This is a genomic window from Butyricicoccus sp. AM32-19 (assembly GCF_003480365.1).
GTDB lineage: Bacteria > Bacillota > Clostridia > Oscillospirales > Butyricicoccaceae > Agathobaculum > Agathobaculum butyriciproducens.
On sequence record NZ_QUIX01000007.1, the window covers coordinates 1 to 23567 of the forward strand.

The 23567-nt window shown below is 55.2% G+C and carries 22 protein-coding genes and 1 pseudogene; 13 read left to right on the forward strand and 10 right to left on the reverse strand.

The window, feature by feature from the left end:
• Positions 1 to 787 precede the first annotated feature (787 nt).
• The 7 genes from DW806_RS07430 (at position 788) to DW806_RS07460 (ending at position 8921) form a co-directional block, all read left to right on the forward strand.
• Entirely contained in the window at positions 788 to 1963 is a 1176-nt protein-coding gene (locus DW806_RS07430) for a tyrosine-type recombinase/integrase (RefSeq protein ID WP_118729557.1), read from the forward strand.
• A 218-nt stretch (positions 1964 to 2181) separates the two neighbouring features.
• Positions 2182 to 3231 (forward strand): FAD:protein FMN transferase, encoded by a 1050-nt coding sequence (locus DW806_RS07435; RefSeq protein WP_158578319.1) that lies wholly within the window; start codon positions 2182 to 2184, stop codon positions 3229 to 3231.
• Complete coding sequence (locus tag DW806_RS07440; protein WP_118729559.1) at positions 3221 to 3592, forward strand: NusG domain II-containing protein; 372 nt, start codon at positions 3221 to 3223, stop codon at positions 3590 to 3592. Before DW806_RS07435 ends, DW806_RS07440 begins: the two co-directional genes overlap by 11 nt.
• A 12-nt stretch (positions 3593 to 3604) precedes the next feature.
• Positions 3605 to 4120, forward strand: coding sequence for a Gx transporter family protein (locus DW806_RS07445; RefSeq protein ID WP_118479424.1), 516 nt, complete (start codon positions 3605 to 3607; stop codon positions 4118 to 4120).
• A 50-nt stretch (positions 4121 to 4170) separates the two neighbouring features.
• Positions 4171 to 4506, forward strand: coding sequence for a hypothetical protein (locus DW806_RS07450; RefSeq protein ID WP_118729560.1), 336 nt, complete (start codon positions 4171 to 4173; stop codon positions 4504 to 4506).
• 965 nt (positions 4507 to 5471) lie between these two features.
• A complete protein-coding gene (gene gltX / locus DW806_RS07455; RefSeq protein ID WP_118564281.1) occupies positions 5472 to 7124 on the forward strand; it encodes a glutamate--tRNA ligase in 1653 nt (550 codons plus the stop codon).
• 135 nt (positions 7125 to 7259) lie between these two features.
• The gene (locus tag DW806_RS07460) at positions 7260 to 8921 is read left to right on the forward strand and encodes a glutamine--tRNA ligase/YqeY domain fusion protein (protein ID WP_118729561.1); all 1662 of its coding nucleotides are present in this window, start codon (positions 7260 to 7262) and stop codon (positions 8919 to 8921) included.
• Between the two features lie 120 nt (positions 8922 to 9041).
• On the opposite strand, the gene DW806_RS07465 is transcribed toward DW806_RS07460, so the two are convergent.
• The 3 genes from DW806_RS07465 to DW806_RS07475 all read right to left on the reverse strand — a co-directional run bounded on the left by DW806_RS07465 (position 9042) and on the right by DW806_RS07475 (position 11741).
• Positions 9042 to 9701 carry a hypothetical protein gene (locus DW806_RS07465; protein WP_118729562.1) on the reverse strand — a complete coding sequence of 220 codons (660 nt, stop codon included), beginning with the start codon at positions 9699 to 9701 and terminating at the stop codon, positions 9042 to 9044.
• 17 nt (positions 9702 to 9718) lie between these two features.
• Positions 9719 to 10399 (reverse strand): hypothetical protein, encoded by a 681-nt coding sequence (locus DW806_RS07470; protein ID WP_118729563.1) that lies wholly within the window; start codon positions 10397 to 10399, stop codon positions 9719 to 9721.
• Positions 10400 to 10499: 100 nt separating this feature from the next.
• Positions 10500 to 11741 (reverse strand): 6-phosphofructokinase, encoded by a 1242-nt coding sequence (locus DW806_RS07475; RefSeq protein WP_116705116.1) that lies wholly within the window; start codon positions 11739 to 11741, stop codon positions 10500 to 10502.
• Between the two features lie 76 nt (positions 11742 to 11817).
• On the opposite strand from DW806_RS07475, the gene DW806_RS15895 reads away from it, so the two are divergent.
• From DW806_RS15895 to nrdG, 5 genes and pseudogenes are all read left to right on the forward strand, one after another.
• Positions 11818 to 11946, forward strand: a complete 129-nt coding sequence (locus DW806_RS15895; protein ID WP_270478407.1) for a hypothetical protein — start codon at positions 11818 to 11820, stop codon at positions 11944 to 11946.
• A gap of 55 nt (positions 11947 to 12001) precedes the next feature.
• The gene (gene fba, locus DW806_RS07480) at positions 12002 to 12970 is read left to right on the forward strand and encodes a class II fructose-1,6-bisphosphate aldolase (protein WP_118479436.1); all 969 of its coding nucleotides are present in this window, start codon (positions 12002 to 12004) and stop codon (positions 12968 to 12970) included.
• 416 nt (positions 12971 to 13386) lie between these two features.
• Entirely contained in the window at positions 13387 to 15720 is a 2334-nt protein-coding gene (locus DW806_RS07485) for an anaerobic ribonucleoside triphosphate reductase (protein WP_118729619.1), read from the forward strand.
• Positions 15721 to 15789: 69 nt separating this feature from the next.
• A pseudogene (gene nrdD, locus DW806_RS07490) lies at positions 15790 to 15936 on the forward strand (anaerobic ribonucleoside-triphosphate reductase); the annotation flags it as partial.
• Positions 15936 to 16445: an anaerobic ribonucleoside-triphosphate reductase activating protein gene (gene nrdG, locus DW806_RS07495; protein ID WP_118647091.1), complete on the forward strand. Its 510-nt coding sequence runs from the start codon at positions 15936 to 15938 to the stop codon at positions 16443 to 16445. The pseudogene nrdD and the gene nrdG, both read left to right, overlap by 1 nt.
• Positions 16446 to 16717: 272 nt before the next feature.
• Here the strand turns inward: nrdG and DW806_RS07500 are convergent, their stop codons facing one another.
• From DW806_RS07500 to tsaE, 5 genes are all read right to left on the reverse strand, one after another.
• Entirely contained in the window at positions 16718 to 17302 is a 585-nt protein-coding gene (locus DW806_RS07500) for a GNAT family N-acetyltransferase (protein WP_158578320.1), read from the reverse strand.
• A gap of 230 nt (positions 17303 to 17532) precedes the next feature.
• Positions 17533 to 17898 carry a hypothetical protein gene (locus DW806_RS07505; protein ID WP_110437084.1) on the reverse strand — a complete coding sequence of 122 codons (366 nt, stop codon included), beginning with the start codon at positions 17896 to 17898 and terminating at the stop codon, positions 17533 to 17535.
• A 75-nt stretch (positions 17899 to 17973) separates the two neighbouring features.
• On the reverse strand, positions 17974 to 18603 hold the full coding sequence (gene upp, locus DW806_RS07510; protein ID WP_118729565.1) for a uracil phosphoribosyltransferase: 630 nt from the start codon (positions 18601 to 18603) through the stop codon (positions 17974 to 17976).
• Between the two features lie 234 nt (positions 18604 to 18837).
• Entirely contained in the window at positions 18838 to 19539 is a 702-nt protein-coding gene (gene tsaB / locus DW806_RS07515; RefSeq protein ID WP_118729566.1) for a tRNA (adenosine(37)-N6)-threonylcarbamoyltransferase complex dimerization subunit type 1 TsaB, read from the reverse strand.
• A complete protein-coding gene (gene tsaE, locus DW806_RS07520) occupies positions 19536 to 19961 on the reverse strand; it encodes a tRNA (adenosine(37)-N6)-threonylcarbamoyltransferase complex ATPase subunit type 1 TsaE (RefSeq protein ID WP_110437081.1) in 426 nt (141 codons plus the stop codon). Before tsaE ends, tsaB begins: the two co-directional genes overlap by 4 nt.
• 181 nt (positions 19962 to 20142) lie before the next feature.
• Here tsaE and DW806_RS07525 point away from each other — a divergent pair, with 181 nt between their 5' ends.
• Positions 20143 to 20982 carry an undecaprenyl-diphosphate phosphatase gene (locus DW806_RS07525; protein WP_118729567.1) on the forward strand — a complete coding sequence of 280 codons (840 nt, stop codon included), beginning with the start codon at positions 20143 to 20145 and terminating at the stop codon, positions 20980 to 20982.
• A 306-nt stretch (positions 20983 to 21288) separates the two neighbouring features.
• Here DW806_RS07525 and DW806_RS07530 read toward each other — a convergent pair whose 3' ends face one another.
• Both DW806_RS07530 and DW806_RS07535 read right to left on the reverse strand, forming a co-directional pair.
• Positions 21289 to 22626, reverse strand: coding sequence for an MATE family efflux transporter (locus tag DW806_RS07530; protein WP_243022682.1), 1338 nt, complete (start codon positions 22624 to 22626; stop codon positions 21289 to 21291).
• Positions 22627 to 22704: 78 nt separating this feature from the next.
• Positions 22705 to 23130, reverse strand: a complete 426-nt coding sequence (locus DW806_RS07535) for a MarR family winged helix-turn-helix transcriptional regulator (RefSeq protein WP_118729569.1) — start codon at positions 23128 to 23130, stop codon at positions 22705 to 22707.
• Positions 23131 to 23567 lie beyond the last annotated feature (437 nt).

Below are 23567 nucleotides of genomic sequence, written 5' to 3' on the forward strand. Positions count from 1 at the left end.
AGAGGAAAGACGCGGGCGGCGCGGATTTCGTTCCTCTCCCCCTTAACGCGCCGCTGTACATCTGTTCTGTACAGGTGCGTTTCGGAATTTATTTGTCCGAATTGTCGGGAAAACCAAAATATTTTTACGGAAAGTGGTCAATTATTTGACCACTTTTGCTTTGCCGAAACTGCCGATTTAGGACTATGCAACAAATGTTCGATTGCAAAGTGTTACGAGGACAAGAATATTGCATTTTTGCAACTTTTCTGTGTACCAAAGTTTAATTATGAATCAAATGTGAACAATTCCTGCCCCGATTGACTTTGTTTCGTATATACGGTATGATAGAATCCCAATCAAAGATGAAAGCCTAAACTCCATACTTATCTTAGCTTTCTTTAATTTTGGTTTCGGTGATACATGGCTTGTCAGCAAATATGCATAGTAACGCAATGCACAGACAGGCCGAATAGCAAAAAGCAGGAGGTTAATTGGACTTTGACAACTGAATAAAGCTCCATCTGTAACGAATTTTCCGTGTCGGGCAACCGACAAGCCGCTTCGATAAAACAGCCGGTCAGCTACCGGCGTGGCGAGAACAGCGGAAAAGGATACTCCCCACCGGCGGAATAAGATTCGGGTGAGAGGTGTCGTAAGTCAATCGGCAAGTGTAAGAATACGAGCGCAGAATGCTACCTGCGGCAGAATGGAGTGTAAATATGTCGCTTACAATCTTATGATTGATATGATATAATAATAGCGTTGTTGGCTGTGCCATCACCGTTACAAACACAAGGAGTAAACGATGATTACAGCAATACAGAAACCAAAAAGAAAGTATGGAGAGGGCAGTATATACCAGCGAAAAGACGGCCGCTGGGTAGCAAAGTATAAGAGCGTGAATATGCTCAAACCGTGTGTTGTGTACGCTAAGAGCGAATCCGAAGCAAAGCGCAAGCTGCGCGAACTCAAAAAGGACGCTGCAAAAGGTCTTGTCAAAAGCACAAGCAGGCGGTTCGGTGATTACGCCGACCAGTGGTTATACACTTTCAAGCTGCACTCGGTTGAGGACAGCAGCTTCGACAAATACGAAAGTGCTTATTTGACGCATATTAAGCCTGCGTTTGGCAAAATGCAGCTTGCGTCTATTCACAGTGAGCAGTTGCAAAAACTGCTTGTTGAAAAGAGTCAGACGCTTTCGCTCACTGTTGTCAAAATCATTTATATCATTCTTTCCGAAATTTTTTCTTATGCTCATTCTGAGGGCGATCTCTCACGGAATCCTATGCACAATGTCAAGATGCCGAAGAAAGCGACCTTTAAACCGGAACGCGAAATTGTTGCGCTGGAAAGCGACGAAGTGCGGGCAGTCGAACGGATTGCAGAAATGAAAAATAAAAATGGTAGACCCTGTATCATGCAGGCACACGCATTGGTCTTTCTGGTGCATACCGGTTTGCGGTGCGGTGAGTTTTTAGCACTCAAATGGTCTGACATTGATTTTGAAAGCAGAATTGTTACGGTGAACAAAAATCTGTCGATGGTCTACGACCGCGACAAGGACGGCGTGCGTATCAAGCATAAGAAAGCACGGATTAAGTGTACCAAAACGGCAAGCGGCAACCGCATTGTGCCGTTGAACACAAAAGCGATTGCCGCTTTGAACAGTCTGAAAGCTGTCTATCGTGAAATGGATATTGTCAGCGATTCCGTTGCGGTAACGCGCAAGGGTACAACACTGAGCAGCGACCAGCTTCGCCGTGTTCTGCGTCGCGTATTGGCGTATGCCGGTATCGACAAGCCGTTCACACTTCACCAGCTTCGTCACACCTTTGCTACACAGGCACTTAACGCCGGTATTCCGATTACCGTAGTAAGCAAGTGGCTCGGACACGCGAATATATCTGTTACTTATAACACCTATATTCATGTGTTGGAATCCGCAGAAGCTGCAGCAGTAGAGCTTCTTGAAGCCATTTGAAAAATCTAAAATCCGTTTGGTTTCATTTTGGTGTCACGACCAAATCAAAAGGTTGAAATCGGTAGATATACTGTGGATATTTCGGAAAGTGTTAAGAAAACTGTAGTTTCGCCGACAGCCGACGGTTCGGTGCTGTTTTTTGTTTTCTATGCTACTTGCGTGTTGTATGCAGATAGGCTATAATGTATAATGATTTCGTATATATAAGGAGCAATGCTATGAAACGCTATCTTGCAGCGGCGATGCTGCTGCTTGCGCTGTCCGGCTGCGGCTCAAGCGGCAGCAGTGCACAGCTTTACACTACCACCGAGGACTTTTTTGCGATGGACACCTATATGTCGGTCGATGTGTCGAGCGAAAAGAGCGAAAGCGCGGCAGAGGACATGGCGATTAAGATCGAGCAGCGCGTCAACCAGCTGGACGCGGCGCTCTCGCGCACGCAGCAGGCGGGCGATCTCTACAAGCTGAATCACGCGAACGGTCAGCCGACCGAGGTGAGCGATGACACATACACCGCGCTTGAGAAAGCACTCGAGTACGCCGAGATGACAAACGGTACGTTTGACCCGACGATGGCGCCGCTGACCGACCTCTGGGGCATCGGCACGGACAACGCGCGTGTGCCCGCGCAGAGCGAGATTGATGAAGCGCTGACGCATGTCGGCTATCAGAACGTCAAGCTGCTCGGCAGCAATCAGGTGCAGCTGCTGAACGGCGCACAGGTCGATCTGGGCGGTATCGGCAAGGGCTACGCAGGCGACATCGTGCACGAAATGGTGGAGAGCGACACCTCGGATCAGTGGCACGTTCTGGCGCGGCTGAGCGGCAATGTCGAGATGTACGGCGGCAAAACCGCAGACAGCGGCACGGACAACTGGAACATCGGCATTGCCGATCCGGATGACAACACGGACTCGATTGCGGTGGTGTCGCTGCGTGACGGCTCGGTTGTTACCTCGGGCGATTACGAGCGCTTTTTTGAGCAGGACGGCAAACGCTACCACCACATTTTTGACCCCGCAACAGGGTATCCGGCGGACAGCGGCCTGCGCGGCGTGACGGTCATCGACTCGTGCTCGACCAAGGCGGATGCGCTGACAACGGCGCTGTTCGTCATGGGTCTGGATAAGGGCATGAAATTCTGCGAGGAAAACAAGATTGCAGCGGTGTTCATTACCTCGGACAAGCAGGTGTACACCACATCCAAGACAGGGGACTACGCGTTTGAGTTCCTCGGCGAGAAAAAAGGATACAACTATGCGGAATAAGCTGAAATTCGGTGATTTCGTTATCATTGGCGTGGTTCTGGTGATGGCAGGCGCACTGGCGGCAGCGCTGGCGTTCCACAGCTCCGGTGACAAGCTGTACGCCGAGGTCTGGCAGAACGATACGCTCATCGAGCGGGTGCAGCTGACCGATGCGACCGACCGCACGATCAAACTGGACGGCAACACCATTGTGCTCTCGGGCAAAACGGCGAAAATAGCGGACGCGGACTGTCGGGATCAGGTGTGCGTGCGAACCGGTATACTTACCCATGCCGGACAGGCGGCGGTCTGTCTGCCGCACCGCGTGGTGCTCAAGCTGGTCGGCGTGAATGACAGCGGCATTGACGCTGTGGTATCGTAAGGGGTGCAGCACATGAAAAATGCAAAACGATTGACACTCTGCGGCATGCTGGCAGCGGTGGCTGTCGTGCTCTCGCTCGTCGAGCGCATGTTCCCGCTGGATGCCATCGTGCCCGTGCCCGGCGTCAAATTAGGACTGGCGAACGTGGTGACGCTGTTTGCGCTCACGCGGCTGAGCGCGAGAGACGCATTCGCCATCGTGGTAACGCGTGTTGCCATTTCCTCGCTGCTGATGGGCAGCGTGTCGGCGTTCCTGTTCTCGCTGTTCGGCGGTCTGCTGTCGCTCATCGTGATGGGGATCCTACTCAAAGCCGAAGGCAGATTCTGCTCGCTGTTCGGCGTGAGCGTGGGCGGCGCCGCGGCGCATAATATCGGGCAGATGGCAGCGGCTGTGATCTGGCTGAAAAACTGGGCTGTGATCGCATATTTGCCGTTCCTGCTCGTGATGAGTGTGCCGCTCGGACTGGTGACAGGACTGACCTGCTCGGTCGTATTACATCACCTTAAAAAAATTGATTTCGGTGCATAAATTTGAAAAAGCAGCCTCATACTAACGGAAACAGATTAGGAGGGACTGCTATGAAAAAGCTGATCGCCCTGCTGGCGGCGCTGACGATGCTGTTCGTCTGCGGCTGCGGCAGCAACAGCAAGGATAACGGCAAAGACAACGGCAATGGCACCAACAACGCGGTGGATAACAACACTGTTGATGAGCGGCACGACACCAACACGAATACCGTCGGTGATGATGTTCGCAACGGCGTGGACGATGCAGGCAACGCCGTCGGAGACGCGATGGATGAGGCAGGCAACGCCATCCGCGACGGCGCAGACGCCGTGACCGGAGATAACAATAACGCGGCGAAGCAGCCGAATACGGCGAACGGTACGAATGCTCCGGCGGAGAATCCGTAAAAACAGAAACGGCATGGCGTAAGCTGTGCCGTTTTTCTTTGTTTCTTCTGCACCGACTCACTGGGGCACACGAGTTGCGTCAGCGGGTTCGCCCTGTCCGGGCGGGAGTTTTTTCAGCACCGGCTGAGCGGGGTACTTGAACCGCGCAGCCGGTTCACCCCTAACGGGCGGCAGTTTTTTCGCTGAACCTCAGCAGGGGGATTCGCCGTCTGCGGACGGCGGGGACGTTGCGGCGCCCGCCGCGGGGGCAAAAAGGAAGGGACACCTGCGGTTTCCCTTCCTCTTTGAACTCCTACCTTTCCCTTATTTCTTAGTCTGGCGCAGATTGCCGACATGTGACCGCTCCGAAAAAGGGGAACGGCAGTCGGGTTACTCTTGCGTTTGTTTCGCAAAATATTCGCAGTTCACAGACAGCGTACTGCTACACATACGGTTTACTCTACGCAGGCGCGACATGCCCGTGTCGCGCGAATCCTTGGCACGTTGTAACGCACGGCACCTACGAATTAAGCGTTTGGTACAATTTATCTTCGTAGGTGCTGTCTATTACAACGCGCTAGCGAATTGTGCGGCACTGCTATGCCGCGCCTGCTTAGATGAAATCACATGTGTAGCAGTAATGTATCTGACACTGCGAATAGGTTGAGAAAAACACGGAAGAAAAAATCCTCTGCCGTTCCCTTGTTTCGCAGCGGTCACATGTCGGCAATCTGCGCCAGGCCATCTAAGGGAAAGGGGAGATTCACAAGAGGGCGGAAACCGCAGGTGTCTGTCCTCTTGTGCGCCCGCGCGGCGTCAGCGCAATTTCCGTTCGCTTCGCAAGCGGCAAAACAAGCGATTAAAACTGGCTTTATATCTTGCGTACAAGGCTGCATTGTGCTAAAATAATACTATTATGGGAAAAACACTCGTGGAGCGCACAAACCGTGTCTCCGCGCAGTCTAACGAGTTGGAGTGAGAAATAAATGGATTACAACCGTTTGGCGGAACTGCTGTTTCCGCATATCAATACCACGCCGGAGGAGATGGAGGCTCGCTATCCCAAGCGCGAGCTGCCCGAGGGCGCAAAGGTAACCCGTATGGGCCCGAGCCCGACCGGCTTCATGCACCTCGGCAACCTGTACGGTGCACTGGTGGATGAGCGTCTGGCGCACCAGTCCAAGGGTGTATTTTATCTGCGTATTGAGGACACCGACCGCAAGCGTGAGGTAGAGGGCGGCGTGCAGATGATCATCGACGCGTTCAAGTCGTTCGGCCTGCCGTTCGACGAGGGTGCAACGACTGACGGTGAGACCGGCATCTACGGTCCGTACCGCCAGAGCCAGCGTGCCGAGATCTACCAGACCTTCGTCAAGTCCCTCGTGCAGCGCGGCATGGCGTACCCGTGCTTCTGCACCGAGGAGGAGCTCTCCGCCGCACACGAGCAGCAGGAGAAGAACAAGGAGAACTTCGGCTACTACGGCAAGTACGCCGTATGGCGCGACCGTCCGATGGAGGACATCGAGGCAGAGCTTGCCAAGGGCACGCCGTATGTTGTCCGTTTCCGCTCGGAGGGCAGCATTGAGCACAAGATCCGCCACGAGGATCTCGTCAAGGGCAAGATGGAAGTCACCGAGAACGATCAGGACGTGGTTATCCTCAAGTCCGACGGCATCCCGACCTACCACTTTGCGCACGTTGTGGACGACCATCTGATGGGCACGACCGTCGTTGTCCGCGGCGAGGAGTGGCTGGCAACGCTGCCGGTACACCTGCAGCTGTTCCGCGCGATGGGCTGGAAGGCGCCCAAGTACGCACACACCGCCCAGCTGATGAAGATCGACCCGGAGACCGGCGGCAAGCGCAAGCTGTCCAAGCGCAAGGACCCGGAACTGGCTCTGACGTTCTACGCGCAGGAGGGCTATCCGGTACCGGCGGTTCTCGAGTACCTGATGACGCTCCTCAACTCCAACTTCGAGGAGTGGCGCCGCGCAAATCCGGACCTGCCGATGAACGATTTCCAGTTTACCACCAAGAAGATGAGTGGCTCGGGTGCGCTGTTTGACATCGAAAAGCTGCGCGACGTTTCCAAGAACGTTATTTCGCGCATGACGGCAGAGCAGGTATACGATTACGTTGCCGAGTGGTCTGCTGTTAACGACAAGGAATTTAACGCACTGCTGACCCGCGACCCGGCGTTCTCCAAGGCGTACCTCGCCATCGGCCGCGGCGGCAAAAAGCCGCGCAAGGACCTCGCGCTGTGGTCGGATGCCAAGGGCTACATGGACTTCATGTTCGACGAGCTGTTCCAGCCGGATTACACCATGCCGGAGCGCGTTTCCGCCGAGGACGCCAAGGCGATTCTGAGCGATTTTGCAGGCATGTTCGACGAGAACGATACGCCGGACGGCTTCTTCGACAAGATGAAGCAGATCGCTTCTGCACACGGCTACGCCGCCGATACCAAGGCGTATAAGGCTGACCCGTCCGCCTATAAGGGCGCCGTCGGTGATGTGTCCATGGTTGTCCGCGTAGCAGTGGCGGGCCGCCAGAACGCACCGGACCTCCAGACCGTAATGGGTATTCTGGGTAAGGATAAGGTTCTGGAACGCCTGTCTAAGTGCGCAGATGCGCTCTGAATAATGGAAAATGTAAAATGGATAATGGAGAATGAAGGAGCCGCCCAAAGGGCGGAATTAAATCATCGCGCGCAGCGCGATACCGCAATTTTCAATTTTCCATTTTCAATTCTCAATTCCAAGGGAGAATAATAAATGTTAGAGAATGTAAACAACTTCCTCACAGAAATCATCGACGAGGATATTAAAAACGGTCTTTCCGAGCGCATCCACACCCGCTTTCCGCCGGAGCCGAACGGTTATCTGCATATCGGCTCGGCAAAGGCGATCTTCATCAACTGGTCTATCGCGAAAAAATACAACGGCCTGTTCAATCTGCGCTATGACGACACCAACCCGGTCAAGGAGGATACCGAGTATGTAGACTCCATCTGGGAGGACATCAAGTGGCTGACCGGCGAGGAGCCGAGCGGCGGTGTGTACTACGGCTCGGACTACTTTGAAACCTGCTTTAACTGCGCGGTACAGCTGATCAAGGACGGCAAGGCGTATGTTGACGATCTGACGCAGGAGGAAATGCGCCAGTACCGCGGCTCTCTGACCGAGCCGGGCAAGCCGAGTCCGTACCGCGACCGTTCGGTTGAGGAGAACCTCCAGCTGTTCCAGGACATGCGCGACGGCAAGTTTGCCGACGGCTCTAAGACGCTGCGTGCCAAGATCGACATGGCAAGTCCGAACATGAACCTGCGCGACCCGGCGATTTACCGCATCGTGCGTGCACATCATCACCGTCAGGGCGATAAGTGGTGTATCTATCCGCTGTACGACTTTGCACACCCGATTCAGGACGCACTTGAGGGCATCACGCACTCCATGTGCTCGATTGAGTTTGAGAACCACCGTCCGCTGTACGAGTGGGTGGTTGACAACTGCCCGCTGCCGCATCATCCCAAGCAGCGCGAGTTTGCCCGCCTGAACGTAACGCACACCGTTATGTCCAAGCGTTACCTGCGCCAGCTGGTATTTGAAAAGCACGTTGAGGGCTGGGACGATCCGCGTATGCCTACGCTGTGTGCGCTGCGCCGCCGCGGCTACACGCCGAGCGCCATCCTCGATTTTGTACAGCGCGCCGGCATCGCAAAGGCCAACTCGCTGGTTGACATCAAGCTGCTCGAGCACTGCATCCGCGAGGAGCTGAACGAGACCGCGCTGCGCCGCATGGCAGTCACCGAGCCGGTCAAGCTGGTTATCACCAACTATCCGGAGGGTCAGTGCGAGGAGTTCGAAGTGCCGAACAATCCGCGCAATGAGGAAGCAGGCAGCCGCAAGGTTCCGTTCACCCGTGAGCTGTATATCGAAAAGAGCGACTTCGCTGAGGTGCCGCCTCCGAAGTTCCAGCGCCTCAAGCCGGACGGCGAGGTTCGACTGATGGGCGCGTATATTGTCAAGTGCAATGAGATCGTCAAGGACGACAACGGCGAGATCGTGGAAATCCGCTGCACGGCTGATCTCGAGACCCGCAACGGCATGCCGGTGGACGGCCGCAAGGTCAAGGGCACCATTCACTGGGTATCTGCCGAGCACGCCATCGATGCGGACCTGTATCTGTACGATAATCTGTTCACCCTCGAGAACGTTAATGACGTACCGGAGGGCACGGATTATCTGGATTATCTCAATCCGGATTCGCTCAAGAAGCTGACCGGCTGCAAGCTCGAACCGTCGCTGGCTGATGCCAAGGAAGGCGAGCGCTTCCAGTTTGTCCGTATGGGCTATTACTGCAAGGACCGCGAGAGCGGCAGATTCAACCGCATTGTTACCCTTAAGGACAGCTTTGCAAAAACGCTGAAAAAGTAAGCACAGATAAGAAAAGCTCTCTGAACTTTGTTCAGAGAGCTTTTTTGTTTTGCAGTTAAGGGTTAAACTATTCTGAGGGCACCCCGCCCTACGAAAACAGAAAACCTGAGTGTAAATTCGTTACAGAATTGTGCTTTCTGCGACCGCATTCGGCGCCAGAACCTTCACGAAGAACTCGAGCCGCCGGAGTGCGTTCTCGATAACCGCCTTATCGGTATCCGGCGTGCCGAATACAGGATGGAACACATGGCGGCTGTCCGGATGGATGCAGGTTCGGTCGTCCGCACCGGCGATCATGCTGAAAATGATACCCGAGCTATCGCGTCCGCAGATGTCCTTCGGGTAGGTATGCGTGCTTGCGGCGCGCATACCCAGGAACGGCAGCTTTTCGCTCGGCGTGAAGATGGTCAGCGGACCGTCCATGCGGTCGATATCATGTGTGCCGGAGAGTACGAACGTGGTCAGCTCCAGCAGGAAGGGAACACCCATCACCGGGTCCTCCTCCGGGAACGGACGTCCCTTGAACATTACCGACTCGAACTGCTGCATGACCGGATAGGTTTTCTTGAACTTCTTGAAGAAGCGAAAATACGGATTTTCACCGAAAACAGCCTTGCGGTCGTAGTCGGCATACTTTTCGCGCAGGGCATCCAGTTCTGCGTGAACAAGGTCGTAAAATTTCGTTATATCCCATGCGGAGCGGTCGGGATAGGTGACTTCGAGGATGCCGAGCGGAATATTGCGCTCGGCAAAGGTCGGGTCCTTGATGATTTCAAGCATAAGAGCACCTCGATTTGTTAAGCGGGTTCGTAGGAACTGTGATAATCGGCAGCGGCTTCGCCGGTCAGCACATCGTAGTAGTACCACTGCGATTTATCCGCGCTAGTGAAGAAATACACGCCGAGGGGGTGCTCTGCGGTATCGCTGGTCAGCCGACCGACATATTCGCCGCTTGCACCGCCAGCCGCTTCTCCGGTGCGGATGATTTCGTCAACGGACACCGGATGCAGCACGGCGATCATGCCGAGCTGCGCGATGGCGTAGGACAGGTACAGCAGGAAGATGGTATAGGCGGACTGCCGCAGCGAAGCCTCCTGCAGAGGGTGGTTCATGCACTTGCCGATCAGCAGGCCGATGAAGGACAGCACGATCAGCGCCGCAATCCACCAGAAGCTGATCTCATACAGCGGGTTCATGCCGGACAGCAGGGCAATAAACAGCATCAGCGCTACCAGAAAGACGAGCAGCGCCTGCGCCCAGCGGCTGTGGTCCCTGCCGTCGGGATTACTGGGTCTGCTGTTCATAAAAATGTTGAAGATGAGCGCAACCGGCGCGAACACCCACAGATAGGTCGGGAAGCCGCCGATGGCACCGTCATACACAGTGTTCCAGTGCATGGCGAGCAGGCAGGTGCCCAGCCAGACGATGACCGAAGATACGAGCAGCAGCAGATTTTTCTTGGATTTAAAAAGATTCATACAGGAAATTCCTCTTAAAAGCAAACGGGCAGAGCCTTGCGGCTCTACCCGTTTTGATTACGCACCGCAAGGCACGCTCTGTTCAGTTAAACCGAAAAGATTAAGCCTCAGCCTTGATCTTCTTCAGGTTAGCGAAGCGCGGCAGACCGGATACCTTCGGGCCAACGTTCTCGCCGTTGATGAGCGGCAGAGCGTAGTCAACGAACTCCTGCGTTACGCCGTTGCCTTCCTCGTTGATCCACTCACGCGGAACCTTCTTCTCGGTGTTAGCAACCTCGGAGAGCGGCAGCAGCTCGATCTCGCACTTGTAGCCGTTCTCGTCACGGGTGCACTTGAAGCCCGGCATGTAGTCGGTCTTGCCTGCAACTGCGTTCTCAACAGCAGCCTTGCCGGACATATAGGACTCGTCAACGTCGGTCTTGGAAGCGCAGTGAGCAGCGCAGCGCTGCAGCAGGCTCAGCTCGATGCCGCGAACCTTGCAGCCCAGCTCGTTCTTAACGGTGTCAGCCAGCATGGAAGCCAGACCGCCCAGCTGTGCATGGCCGAAGCCGTCGGTAGCAGAGGTCTTAGCCTCGGATACGAAGGAGCCGTCAGCGTAGTGGATACCCTCGGAAACAGCTACCAGGCAGTTGCCCTTCTCGTCATAGATGCGCTTTACGTCAGCCAGGAACTTCTTCATATCGAAGTCGGTCTCCGGCAGGTAAACCAGATCCGGACCTGCGCCCATAGCGGTAGCCAGACCGGCAGCACCTGCCAGCCAGCCAGCGTGACGGCCCATGATCTCTACGACGCAGACCATGCCGGTGTCGTATACGCGAGCGTCCTGATAGATCTCCATGCAGGAAGTAGCGATATACTTGGCAGCGGAAGCAAAGCCCGGGCAGTGGTCGGTGCCGAACAGGTCGTTGTCGATGGTCTTCGGAATGCCCATTACGCGGCACTCGTAGCCGGACTTCATCATATACTTGGAAACCTTGTTGCAGGTATCCATGGAGTCGTTGCCGCCGTTGTAGAAGAAGTAACGGATGTCGTACTTCTTGAAGATCTCGAGGATGCGCTTGTAATCGGTGTCGTCAACATCCGGATCAGCCAGCTTGTAGCGGCAGGAGCCCAGTGCAGAGGACGGGGTGTAGCGCAGAAGAGCCAGCTCGTCGCGGTCTTCCTTGTCGATATCATACAGGTCGTCGTTCAGCAGGCCCTTGATGCCGTGTGCCATGCCGAATACGCGGGTGATGGACGGATTGTCCAGTGCTGCCTCCAGCGCACCCAGAACAGAAGAGTTGATTACGGAAGTCGGGCCGCCCGACTGACCGATGACGCAAGCGCCTTTCAGTTCACTCATTGATAAAACCTCCTAAGCAAATTAAAACGCAGAGCTGTGCCATGCATTTTCTTACTCATAAAGAGTATCATATAATATGAAAAAAATCAATGAAAATCCTGCGTTTTCGGCAGGTTTGGCAATTTTGGCAAAGTTGCCGCAGGAATTCGACGAAAAAATGACAGGATTTTTTGGATATGGACTTGATTTTAGCATGCTTAACTGATAGAATAAAAGCAGAATTTTTAAGATTCAGTTTTTATCAGAAAGGAAGTATTCCCATGCCTTTAGTTACTACTACTGAGATGTTCAAGAAGGCTTACGACGGCGGCTACGCTGTTGGCGCTTTCAACGTGAACAACATGGAGATCGTTCAGGGTATCACCGAGGCTTGCCAGGAGCAGCACGCTCCGGTAGTCCTGCAGGTATCCAAGGGCGCACGCGCTTACGCAAACCACACCTACCTCGTTAAGATGGTAGAGGCTGCTGTTAAGGAGTGCCCGGACATTCCGATCGCTCTGCATCTGGACCACGGCCCGGACTTCGAGACCTGCAAGTCCTGCATCGACGGCGGTTTCTCCTCCGTTATGATCGACTGCTCCTCCCGTCCGTTCGACGAGAACGTTGAGGAGACCAAGAAGGTTGTAGAGTACGCTCACGCTCACGGCGTTGTTGTCGAGGCTGAGCTCGGCACCCTGGCTGGCGTAGAGGACGACGTAAAGGTTTCCGCTGAGGATTCCTCCTACACCCATCCGGAAGAGGTTGAGGAGTTCGTAACCCGCACCGGCTGTGACTCTCTGGCTATCGCAATCGGCACCTCTCACGGCGCTTACAAGTTCACCCCGGATCAGTGCACCCGCAACGAGCAGGGCATTCTGGTTCCGCCTCCGCTGCGTTTCGACGTACTCGAGGAAGTTTCCAAGCGTCTGCCGGGCTTCCCGATCGTACTGCACGGTTCCTCTTCCGTACCGCGTGAGTTTGTTGACAAGATCAACAAGTTCGGCGGCAAGATGCCGGATGCAATCGGCATTCCGGAGGAAGAGCTGCGTCACGCTGCACAGCTGTCCGTCTGCAAGATCAATATCGACTCCGATATTCGTCTGGCTATCACCGCTTCTATCCGCGAGCACTTCGCTGAGCATCCGGATCACTTCGACCCGCGCCAGTACCTGAAGCCGGCTCGTCAGGCTGTCAAGGACATGGTTACCCACAAGCTGATCAATGTTCTGGGCTGCAACGGCAAGGCATAAGATCATTTTCTGATCGAAACCAAAGAACCTCGGAATCCTGTTCCGGGGTTCTTTTTTCGTCTTGCGATGGGGAATAGAACGGATACCATATATAGTGTATCTGCTTTTTTGCGGGAGAAATTACCACGGAGAAAATAAAGGAGAAACTTTGTGGAATTTGTCGCGCTTTTCTGATAAATTTTTCGAGTCAAGAGGAAAAGTTTAGAGAATGCTCCAATAAAAATAGTGCTTTTCTTGCAAATGTGCCAAAAAGAATTTAGCGCCTTGACAGGGCGGTGTTTCGGCGGTAGAATATATAAGCAAGAGATAAGCAGACACAAGATGTTGTGCGATATTGAATGCACCACTACATAATTTAGTAAATAATCAAGAAATCGCCGTTAGGCGGTTTTTGTATGAGAGAGGGATTTTTCTTTATGATTCAGCAGATCGTCAAGCGGGACGGGCGCATGGCTCCCTTTGAGATCGACAAGATCACAAATGCAATTTTCGGCGCAGCACAGGCCTCCGGCGGCCAGGATCACGATATGGCGCAGGAGCTGGCAGAGCAGGTCGAAAAAACGCTGGAGGAGACTGCTGGAACCGAAACTCCCACCGTTGAACAGGTGCAGGACACTGTTGAGAAGGTTCTGATCGAAAGCGGACATGCCCGCACGGCCAAGAAGTACATCCTGTACCGCAACGAGCGCACCCGCGTGCGTGAGATGAACACCCGTCTGATGAAGGTGTACGAGGATCTGACGTTCAAGTCCTCGCTCGAGAACGACGTCAAGCGCGAGAACGCCAATATCGACGGTGATACCGCGATGGGCACCATGCTCAAGTACGGCTCCGAGGGCGCCAAGCAGTTCTATGAGATGTTTATCCTCGATCCGGCGCATGCTAAGGCGCACCGCGAGGGCGATATCCATATCCACGATCTGGATTTTCTGACGCTGACCACCACCTGCTGTCAGATTGACCTGCTGAAGCTGTTCCGCGACGGTTTTTCCACCGGTCACGGCTTCCTGCGTGAGCCGAACGACATCCGTTCGTACTCTGCGCTGGCATGCATTGCTATCCAGTCTAATCAGAATGACCAGCACGGCGGTCAGAGCGTGCCGAACTTCGATTACTCGATGGCGCCGGGTGTGCGCAAGACCTTCCGCAAGCTGTTCCGCGACAATCTCGCCAAGGCCCTTGAGGTGTTCGGTGAGGACGACAACAACGAGGTCGATGCGCGTGCGCTGACCGAGCGTGTTGAGCAGGAGACCGGCAAGTGGGCTTGTCTGGCAGGCGGCAACGGCTACGACGAAGCGATGGCTAAGGCACTTTCCGAGACGCTTGACGAAAAGACGGTTGCAAAGTGCATGAAGTTTGCCCGCAAGTACGCGGATAAGGAGACCCGCAAGGGCACCTATCAGGCGATGGAAGCGCTGGTTCACAATCTGAACACTATGCACTCGCGTGCAGGTGCACAGATTCCGTTCTCGTCGCTCAACTACGGCACGGATACCTCTCCGGAGGGCCGTCTGGTCATGGAGCAGCTGCTGCTCGCGACCGAGGCCGGTCTGGGCAACGGTGAGACCCCGATTTTCCCGATCCACATTTTCAAGGTCAAGGAGGGCGTCAACTACAACGAGGGCGACCCGAACTACGACCTGTTCAAGCTGGCGTGCCGCGTTTCCGCGAAGCGCATGTTCCCGAATTTCTCGTTCATCGATGCGCCGTTTAACCTGCAGTATTACAAGCCGGGTCATCCGGAGACCGAGGTCGGCTACATGGGCTGCCGCACGCGTGTTATGTCCAATGTGTGCGATCCGACCCGTGAGATCACCTACGGTCGCGGCAACCTGTCGTTCACGTCGGTCAACCTGCCGCGCATTGCAATCCGCAGCCACGGCGATCTGGACTGGTTCTTCGAGGATCTTGACCGCAAGATCGACCTCGTAATCGACCAGCTGCTCGACCGTTTCCGCATCCAGTGCGGCAAGCGCGTGCGCAACTACCCGTTCCTGATGGGTGAGGGCGTATGGCTGGATTCCGAAAAGCTGGGTCCGGATGACGAGGTTGGCGAGGTGCTTAAGCACGGCACACTGACGCTCGGCTTTATCGGTCTGGCGGAGTGCCTCAAGGCGCTCATCGGCGTACACCACGGCGAGAGCGACGAGGCGCAGAACCTCGGTCTTGAGATCGTGGGTCACATGCGTCAGCGCATGGACGAGGCAACCGAGAAATACCACCTCAACTTCTCGCTGATCGCTACCCCGGCAGAGGGTCTGTCCGGCCGATTTGTCAAGATCGACCGTGAGAAATACGGTACGATTCCCGGCGTTACCGACCGCGATTACTACACCAACTCCTTCCATGTGCCGGTTTACTATCCGATTTCGGCATTTGAGAAGATCACCCGCGAGGCGCCGTATCACGAGCTGACCAACGGCGGCCACATCAGCTACATTGAGCTGGACGGCGACCCGACGCAGAACCTCGAAGCGTTTGAGGCTGTCGTTCGCGCGATGAAGGAAGCCGGCATCGGCTACGGCGCGATCAACCACCCGATCGACCGCGATCCGATCTGCGGCTATACCGGCATTATCGGTGAAGTATGTCCGCGCTGCGGCCGCCGCGAGGGCGAAGGCGTTCCGCTGTCCAAGCTGCAGAAGTTGGGACTGTATAAAAATTACAACAGCACCACGATCGGCTATCACGGCGATCCTGCCGAAGAAGCCGACCGTCAGCCGAATACATTGAAAATCGTCAAAAAGTGACAGGAAAGGGAGAATGCTATCATGGAAACTAAGAATATTGCTGCACAGGAGCCGATGATTGGTGAAGGTGTAGGCTTTGAACGTATCCGCCGCATTACGGGTTATCTGGTAGGTACGCTCGACCGCTTCAACAACGGCAAGCGCGCGGAGGAGCACGACCGCGTAAAGCACAGCGTTCCGAGCTGCTGCTCCATGCGTCAGGAGCACACCGCCTGATGGAAGGTAAAATTCGCATTGCAGGTACAGTCGGGGAGTCCATTGTGGACGGCCCCGGCTTCCGCTATACGCTGTTTGTGCAGGGCTGTCCGCATGGCTGTCCGGGCTGCCACAATCCGCAGACGCACGACTTTGAGGGCGGGCAGGATATTGAGCTGGACACGCTGCTGAAGGATATGTGCCGCAATCCGTTCATCAAGGGTGTGACGTTCTCGGGTGGCGAGCCGTTTTGTAAGGCGGAGCCGCTGTATTATCTTGCGGTGGAGCTGAAGCGCAAGGGCAAGCACCTGATGGCGTACTCGGGCTATACGTTTGAGCAGCTGTTAGAGCTGAGCGATCCGTTTGTGAAAAAGCTGCTCGGGCAACTGGATTTACTGGTAGACGGGCCGTTTCTCATGGAGGAGAAGAACATCGAGCTGCGGTTTCGCGGCAGCGCGAACCAGCGGGTGTTGGATGTACCGAAGTCGCTGGAGGCGAATGAGGCTGTCTGGGCGGAGCAGTATCGGTGAGACTGGTCGCTTGCGAAGCGAGCGGAATCTGCGCTGACGCCGGGCGCACAAGGATAGACGCCAAGGTTGCCACCCTTGTGAATCACGTTTCCTTTATTCCTAATCTGGCGCAGACCGGAGACCGGCGACCGCTTCGAAATAAGGCGTTTGCACGTTGCTACGGACGGCATCTGCGAATTTCACTTATTGACGGATTTTACCGTATAAACCGTCTGCACTGATTTATAAACAACGCGATTGACGCAAAAATGGCAATAAAAAAGCACCGAAACTCACGTTTCGGTGCTCTTTTCATCTTCCGACAGTTCATTTTCTGATTTTGCCTTCTCCGCGAGGTGCGGATTCCGGACCACACACCGTACACACGGTGCGGTCTTGCCGAAGGCGGTATGGCTGACCTTTTCGGTCGGCTGCATACGGCAGGCAACGGCGGTATGCAGTCCTGCGAGATCATCCTTCTGCACGAAGGCGCTGACCTCGTCGGCGTGCATGGACTCGAACGCGTACAGCAGACACGCGGCGATGCACTCGCGGCCGACGCCGATGCCGCGCAGCTCATGCCGGACGATGCAGTTCGCGGTCAGCACGCGTTCCGCGCCGACCTGCTCGTAAGTCAGGCCGCACAGAGCCGCGGGAACGCCGGTCGGCTTATCAAGTGCGAGCAGCCAGCCGCAGCCCTCGGTCTGATAGCGGCGCAGCGTATCCACCAGCCAGTCCAGCGTCTGCTCGTAGGAGAGTGCGCCGCCGAGCGTCTGCATGGTCTCCTCGCTGCGCAGGAGCGGCGTCAGCAGGTTGAGGTCGTCCGCACTCAGCTCGCGGTAGTCCATGCGGCTGGAGTTCAGTTCGTAAAATTGCATAGGTTCAATTTTCTCCCAACAAAACGGTGCGGCTTTTATAGCAATCCAAACAAATACTGCAACAAGTGCGCGCATACAGCACGCGCATAGCAGCGTCGCTTTCACTTGCTATGCGTCAGCATAGCTGCGTAAAATCTCCTTGCTATTCACGCGCTGTATGCGCTACTTTTGTCGCATTATCTATTCGGATTGCTATAAGCCGCACCGCAAAAGTGTCCTTAAAAGTGTCTCTATCTGTTTCGATACCAGAATACAAATTTGCGCACCAGTACGCCCAGCGTTAAGCCGACCAGCGAGGGAACAAGCCCGTAAAACAGGCTTTGCATCTCAGTCGAGCGGAACGTGGCAAGCGGCAGAACAATCGCCCACAGGCCGACGAACACGGGCATCAGACCGTATCGCGGCAAGGCGCGGTATGCCGCCCGGAACGTACACAGCAGCGCCGAAACCGGCAGGATCAGCCAGAAGCCGAGCAGCCAGTAGGCAAATTCATTGCCATACAGCAGACCGGGGATCAGCCCGACCGCCGTCACGACGCCGTAGCAAAGGGCAAGGCTCCAATACGGGGATAAACGCCGGATACCATCAAATGTCATACGGTTCACCCTCCTTTGCAGGGACGGTCGGTGTGAAATTGTACTGCAGATACCGAAAATTCAGCGGTATATTGCTTACTTGGTGCCGAAGATACGGTCGCCGGCGTCACCCAGACCCGGAACGATATAGCCGTGGTCGTTCAGCTTCTCGTCGATACCGGCAACGAAGATCTCAACGTCCGGATGTGCCTTCTGAACAGCGGCAACGCCTTCCGGAGCAGCGATGAGGTTCATCAGCTTAATGTGCTTTACGCCGCGGCGCTTGAGGCCGTCGATCGCAGCGATAGCGGAACCGCCGGTAGCCAGCATCGGGTCGAGCAGCAGTACGTCGCGCTCCTCGATGTCGTTCGGCAGCTTGCAGTAATACTCGATCGGCTGCAGGGTTTCCGGGTTGCGGTACAGACCGATGTGGCCGACCTTAGCTGCCGGAATCATCTCCAGAATGCCCTCAACCATGCCCAGACCTGCACGCAGGATCGGCACGAGCGCGATCTTCTTGCCGGAAATAACCTGTACGCGCGCCTCAGCGACCGGAGTCTCGATGGTGATCTCCTTGAGCGGCAGATCGCGGGTAGCCTCGTAGCACATCAGCATTGCAATCTCAGCAGCAGCCTCGCGGAACTCCTTAACGCCGGTGGTCTTGTCGCGCATCAGCGCCAGCTTGTGCTTGATCAGCGGGTGGTCCATTTCATGTACGGTTGCCATAATAAAAATCTCCTTTATCCTAAAACTTTTTTGCTTCAGGCAATATCGCATAATTGAACAAGAGCGATTTGCGAGTGGGTTTTGCGCACTGACAAGGCGCGGTTTTGCGGTAATACTTTGTGTATTACAGTGAAATCGGAACGAAGTCAGGGCACAAAATTTCCGCAAAGCGCCGCGGCAGCGCGACCGGAGCCTGCGCAAGAAGCCGCAGCTTTCATTGTGCGGTGATGTCTGCTATTTGGTCTGTGCCAGACGCGCCATGCGCTCGCGCTCTGCCTGCGGACGACGCAGATAGAAGGCGTCCAGCTCCTGGGGGGAGCAGGCTTTGCTCTCGCGAAACAGGGGGAGTGCGGCGGCGGCAACACCAAATCCGGTCGCAAACCGCAGCTCGGCGGGTGCGAGCCGCAGACCGGTGCAGTTCTCTTTGATAGTATTATAACACAGATCCGCGCCATCTCCAACCAGAAAATACGGCGCTTCTCCGATTTCTTCGGCAAGCTCGGTCAGCTTGATCGCACGGTCATCGCACAGACGGCGTACCCTGCCGTCCTCCACGGTGAAAAGCGCGTTGTAAACCTGACCCGCACGCGCATCCATCACGCAGCACAGGTCGCCGCCGAGTGCGCGGGCGCCCCATGCCATTGCCTCGAGCGTGGAGACACCGAGGCACGGCTTGTCTGCGCCGAGCGCCAGACCCTTGACCGTGGCCACACCTATGCGCACACCGGTAAACGAGCCGGGGCCGTGCGCGACAGCGATCGCGTCCACGTCAGCGAGCGATACGCCGCAGTTTGCCAGCAGGTTTTCCACCATCGGCAGCAGCGTGCGTGAGTGCGTCAGGCCGCAGTTCTGAAAGGACTGCGCCACCAGTTTTTCGTCCTCGGTGAGCGCGACAGACGCGCTGACCGCCGAGGATTCCAGTGCAAGAATTTTCATACAGTCACTTCTCCAATCGTAATGCGGCGGTCGTTGTCCGCATCGCCGTAGGCAATATGGACGGTTTTGTAGGCTTCCGGCAGAACGTCCGCGGCGTTTTCGCTCCATTCGATGAGCACAATGCGGCTGCCGTCGAGATATTCGTCAAAGCCGATCTCGAACAGTGCTTCACTGTCGAGAATGCGGTACAGGTCGAAGTGCGCGACCTTGACCGTCGGCGTTTCGTATTCGTTTGCAATGGCAAAGGTCGGGCTGGTGACGCGGCCCTCGTAGCCGAGTCCGTGCAGCACGCCGCGCGTGAATGCGGTCTTGCCGGCACCGAGGTCGCCGGAGAACGCAACAACATCGCCTGCCTTGAGGCTTTTTGCGTATTCTGCGCCGAGTGCTTCGGTCTCCTCGGGTGAGTGGGTGATATATTCCATGAAAACACCTTTCTGTCAATCATAACTATACATTTATAATATACCACGGTACACTCGGAATGGCAAGTCAGCCTGCTGCAAAGGATAACTTTTTTATGACATTTCCGCTTGTTTGCTTGCGGGATGGCATAAGTTGTGGTAAGGTATAAAAATAACATAAGAAAATAAGGAGGAAAACCCTGTGATAGAATTGCTCAAAGCATTTCTGTTCGGCATTGTAGAGGGCATCACCGAGTGGCTGCCGATCAGCAGTACCGGACACATGATTCTGCTCAATGAGTTTGTAAAGCTGGACGTGTCGGAAGCGTTTTACAGCATGTTCGAGGTGGTTATTCAGCTCGGTGCGATACTCGCGGTCGTTGTCCTGTTCTGGGGACAGATTTTCCCGTTTGAACGGCGAAAGGGCCGCCATGGCGGCGCGTCCATCGTGCTGAATATGGATACCGTCAAGCTGTGGATCAAAATTCTGGTAGCTTGTGTTCCGGCGGCAATCGTCGGCCTCAAGTGGAACGACCTGTTTGAAGAACTGTTCTACAATTACCAAACGGTTTCCATCGCGCTGATCGTGTTCGGCGCAGCATTCATTCTGGTGGAGAACGCGCACAAGGGCAAGCCGGCGCGCATCAACGCACTCACGGAGCTTACTTACCCGACCGTATTTTTGATCGGTATGTTCCAGCTTATCGCGGCGGTGTTCCCGGGCACCTCGCGCTCCGGCGCGACCATCGTCGGCGCACTGCTGCTCGGCGTGTCGCGTACCGTGGCTGCGGAGTTTACGTTCTTCCTGGCCATTCCGGTCATGTTCGGCGCAAGTCTGCTCAAGATTCTCAAGTTCGGCTTTGCGTTTACATCCACCGAGCTGATGATCCTCGGCATCGGTACAATCACCGCGTTCGTGTCCTCACTGCTCATCATCCGTTTCCTGATGAGCTTTGTCAAGAAGCACGATTTCAAGGTGTTCGGCTGGTATCGTATTATCCTCGGTATCGCCGTGCTGGCGTACTTTATGCTGGCGAAGTGAATAGGGAAAAGAGGTCTGCGGGGCAGACCTCTTTTTGAGGCTGTCGAAAAACTATCGTTTTCCGAGCAGCCTCTCGCTCGAAACCACGCTTTCGAGCGAATACTGAAGAAAAACCGCGCCCTGACGGGCACATTTTTTCTTCCCTTGTATAAAAAGTCAGGTACACGCCCCGACTTTTTATGAATTTGCTTCGCAAATTCTATTTTATGCGTGCTGCCGCACGAAGCGTAAAAATTAAAATAATACTTTTTTGATAGACTGAAAAGAGGTCTGCATTGCAGACCTCTTTTGTTGTATGGTTTTCTATTAGGTACGCTGTTCCAATCCACGCCGAATCCTTCTCCAAACCACGCACGACAGCGCAATAGTGACATAATCCGTGATGGATTGTCCGAGAACTGCGCCATTCAGACCGAAAACCGTATTCAGCAGATACAGCAGGGGAATGAGCAGCAGACCCTGTCGGAGCACGGACAGCACGGTAGCAGGAAGGGCGCGTCCGACCGACTGCATGCAGTTCATATTGACGAACAGAAAACCGATGAACGGGCCGGACAGCATGTAGGCGATCAGCATCTGCACGCCGTATGTAATAACGCCGCTGTCGTCCACGAACAGGCCGATGATCGGCTTGCGCAGGAAGAAATAGAGCGCGGTTGCCGCCAATCCGACAACAAAGCAGCACAGCTTGGTAAAACGCTCGGTATCGGCAAAACGCTTGATATCACCCGCACCGTAGCTGTAACCGAAAATCGGCTGTACACCGTTTGCAAGGCCCATTTGCAGGAAGGTGATGAACATATTCGCTTTGAACACGATGCCGATCGCCGCAACGGGCGCGTTGCCGTAGGCGACCAGAATCAGGTTGAGCACAATGGTTGAAACACACATCAGCGCGGAGAAAATGGCGGTCGGGAAGCCGGCAGAGCACACGCGCACGGCAATGTGCGTGCCGCAGAGCGCGTCCTTCGGCGCAAGCGAAAACCGCCGCGACTTTTTGAGAAAATACCACAGGTAGTACAGCGCCGCAAGCATATTGCCGATGGTGGTTGCAATGGCTGCGCCTGCCGCGCCCTGTCCCAGACCGGAGACGAAAACCGGGTCGAGTACGATGTTCGCAATCGTGCCGATCATGCTGCCGATCATGGCCTCCTTGCTCGCGCCTTCCGCGCGCACAACGAAGCTGGCTGCCGCCGACCAGATGACGAACGGTGCGCCGAACGCGATGTAAACCGTGTAGCCGCGGGCAAACTCAAATGTGCTTGCGTCCGCGCCGAACAGGTGCAGGATGGGCGCGGTGAAGCACAGCAGTACGGCGGCAAACGCTGCGCCGACGACCAAGCTCGCCCATGAGATGAACGAGGAGATTTTCTTCACGCTTTGGTGATTGTTCTCGCCGAGCGCGACCGAGATCATCGCACTGCCGCCCATGCCGAACATGTTGGCGAACGCCATCAGCAGGATGAAGATCGGGTTGGTCAGGCTGACGGCGGCTACCTGCAGGGCATCGCCGGTCTGTCCGACGAAAAAGGTGTCTGCCATGTTGTACACCACGGTGACAAGGCTGCTGATGACGCTCGGAATCGCCATTGCGGCTACTGCACGAGGTATCGGCGCTTTGCCGAGGAGAGTATCATTATCCAAATTGTTCACGTTCCTTACTTTGGAAATTTAACGATTGTTTCCATCGAAGCGGCAGGGCAGCCCGCTCTGCGGTAATGGTTAATCGGTTCTTTCAAAATTTGAAAGCATTTTCAGCCCGATCCGCATAAATGTGTCCCGCTCCTCGGGCGAGATGCCGCGGAGCAGCATGGCTTCGGTCTCCGTAATCTCCTGCAGGCAGGCGGGACGGAAGGCTTCGGCTTTTTCAGTGCAGACAATGCACTTGCGCCGTGCGTCCGCAGGATCGGGTTCGCGGCGGATGAGATCGGCAGCCTGCAGGGCCTGCAGCATTTCGGTTGCGGTGGAAGGCCGCAGGCCGAATTCCTGCTCGACGTCGCGCTGTACAAGCGGTCGCTTTTGGCTTTCTATTAAAATATAGTTGAGGATCTGACCTTTGGTGCCGCTGATGTGAATGCGCTTTTGCGTTTCCGCCGACCGGCGGCGCAGGCAGTTGGATAGCTTGTTGATAAGCCGCCCGGTATCCATAAAATCACCTCGCCTAATTACTTCGTTTCCTAAGTAATATTGTAGTCGGTGATTGCGGAATGTCAAGAGGGAATTTTACTGCTTGCCCGGGGAGATGGGAGCCGTCCAGACGGCTCCTTTTTCCTGCACCGGATGACTGGGGAACACGAACTGCCGTAGGCGGGTTCGCCCTGCCGGGGCAGAGAGTTTTCTGCTGAACCTCAGCGGGGGATTCGCCGTCTGCGGACGGCGGGAGCGTTGCCGCGCCCGCGGCGGGGGCAAAAAGGAAGGACAACCTGCGGTTTTCCTTCCTCTTTGAACTCCTACCTTTCCCTTGGATAGTCTGGCGCAGATTGCCTACATGTGACCGCTTCGAAAAAGGGAACGGCAGAGGATTTTTTCTTCCGTGTCTTTCGCAAACTGTTCGCAGGGTCAGATACATTACTGCTACACATGCG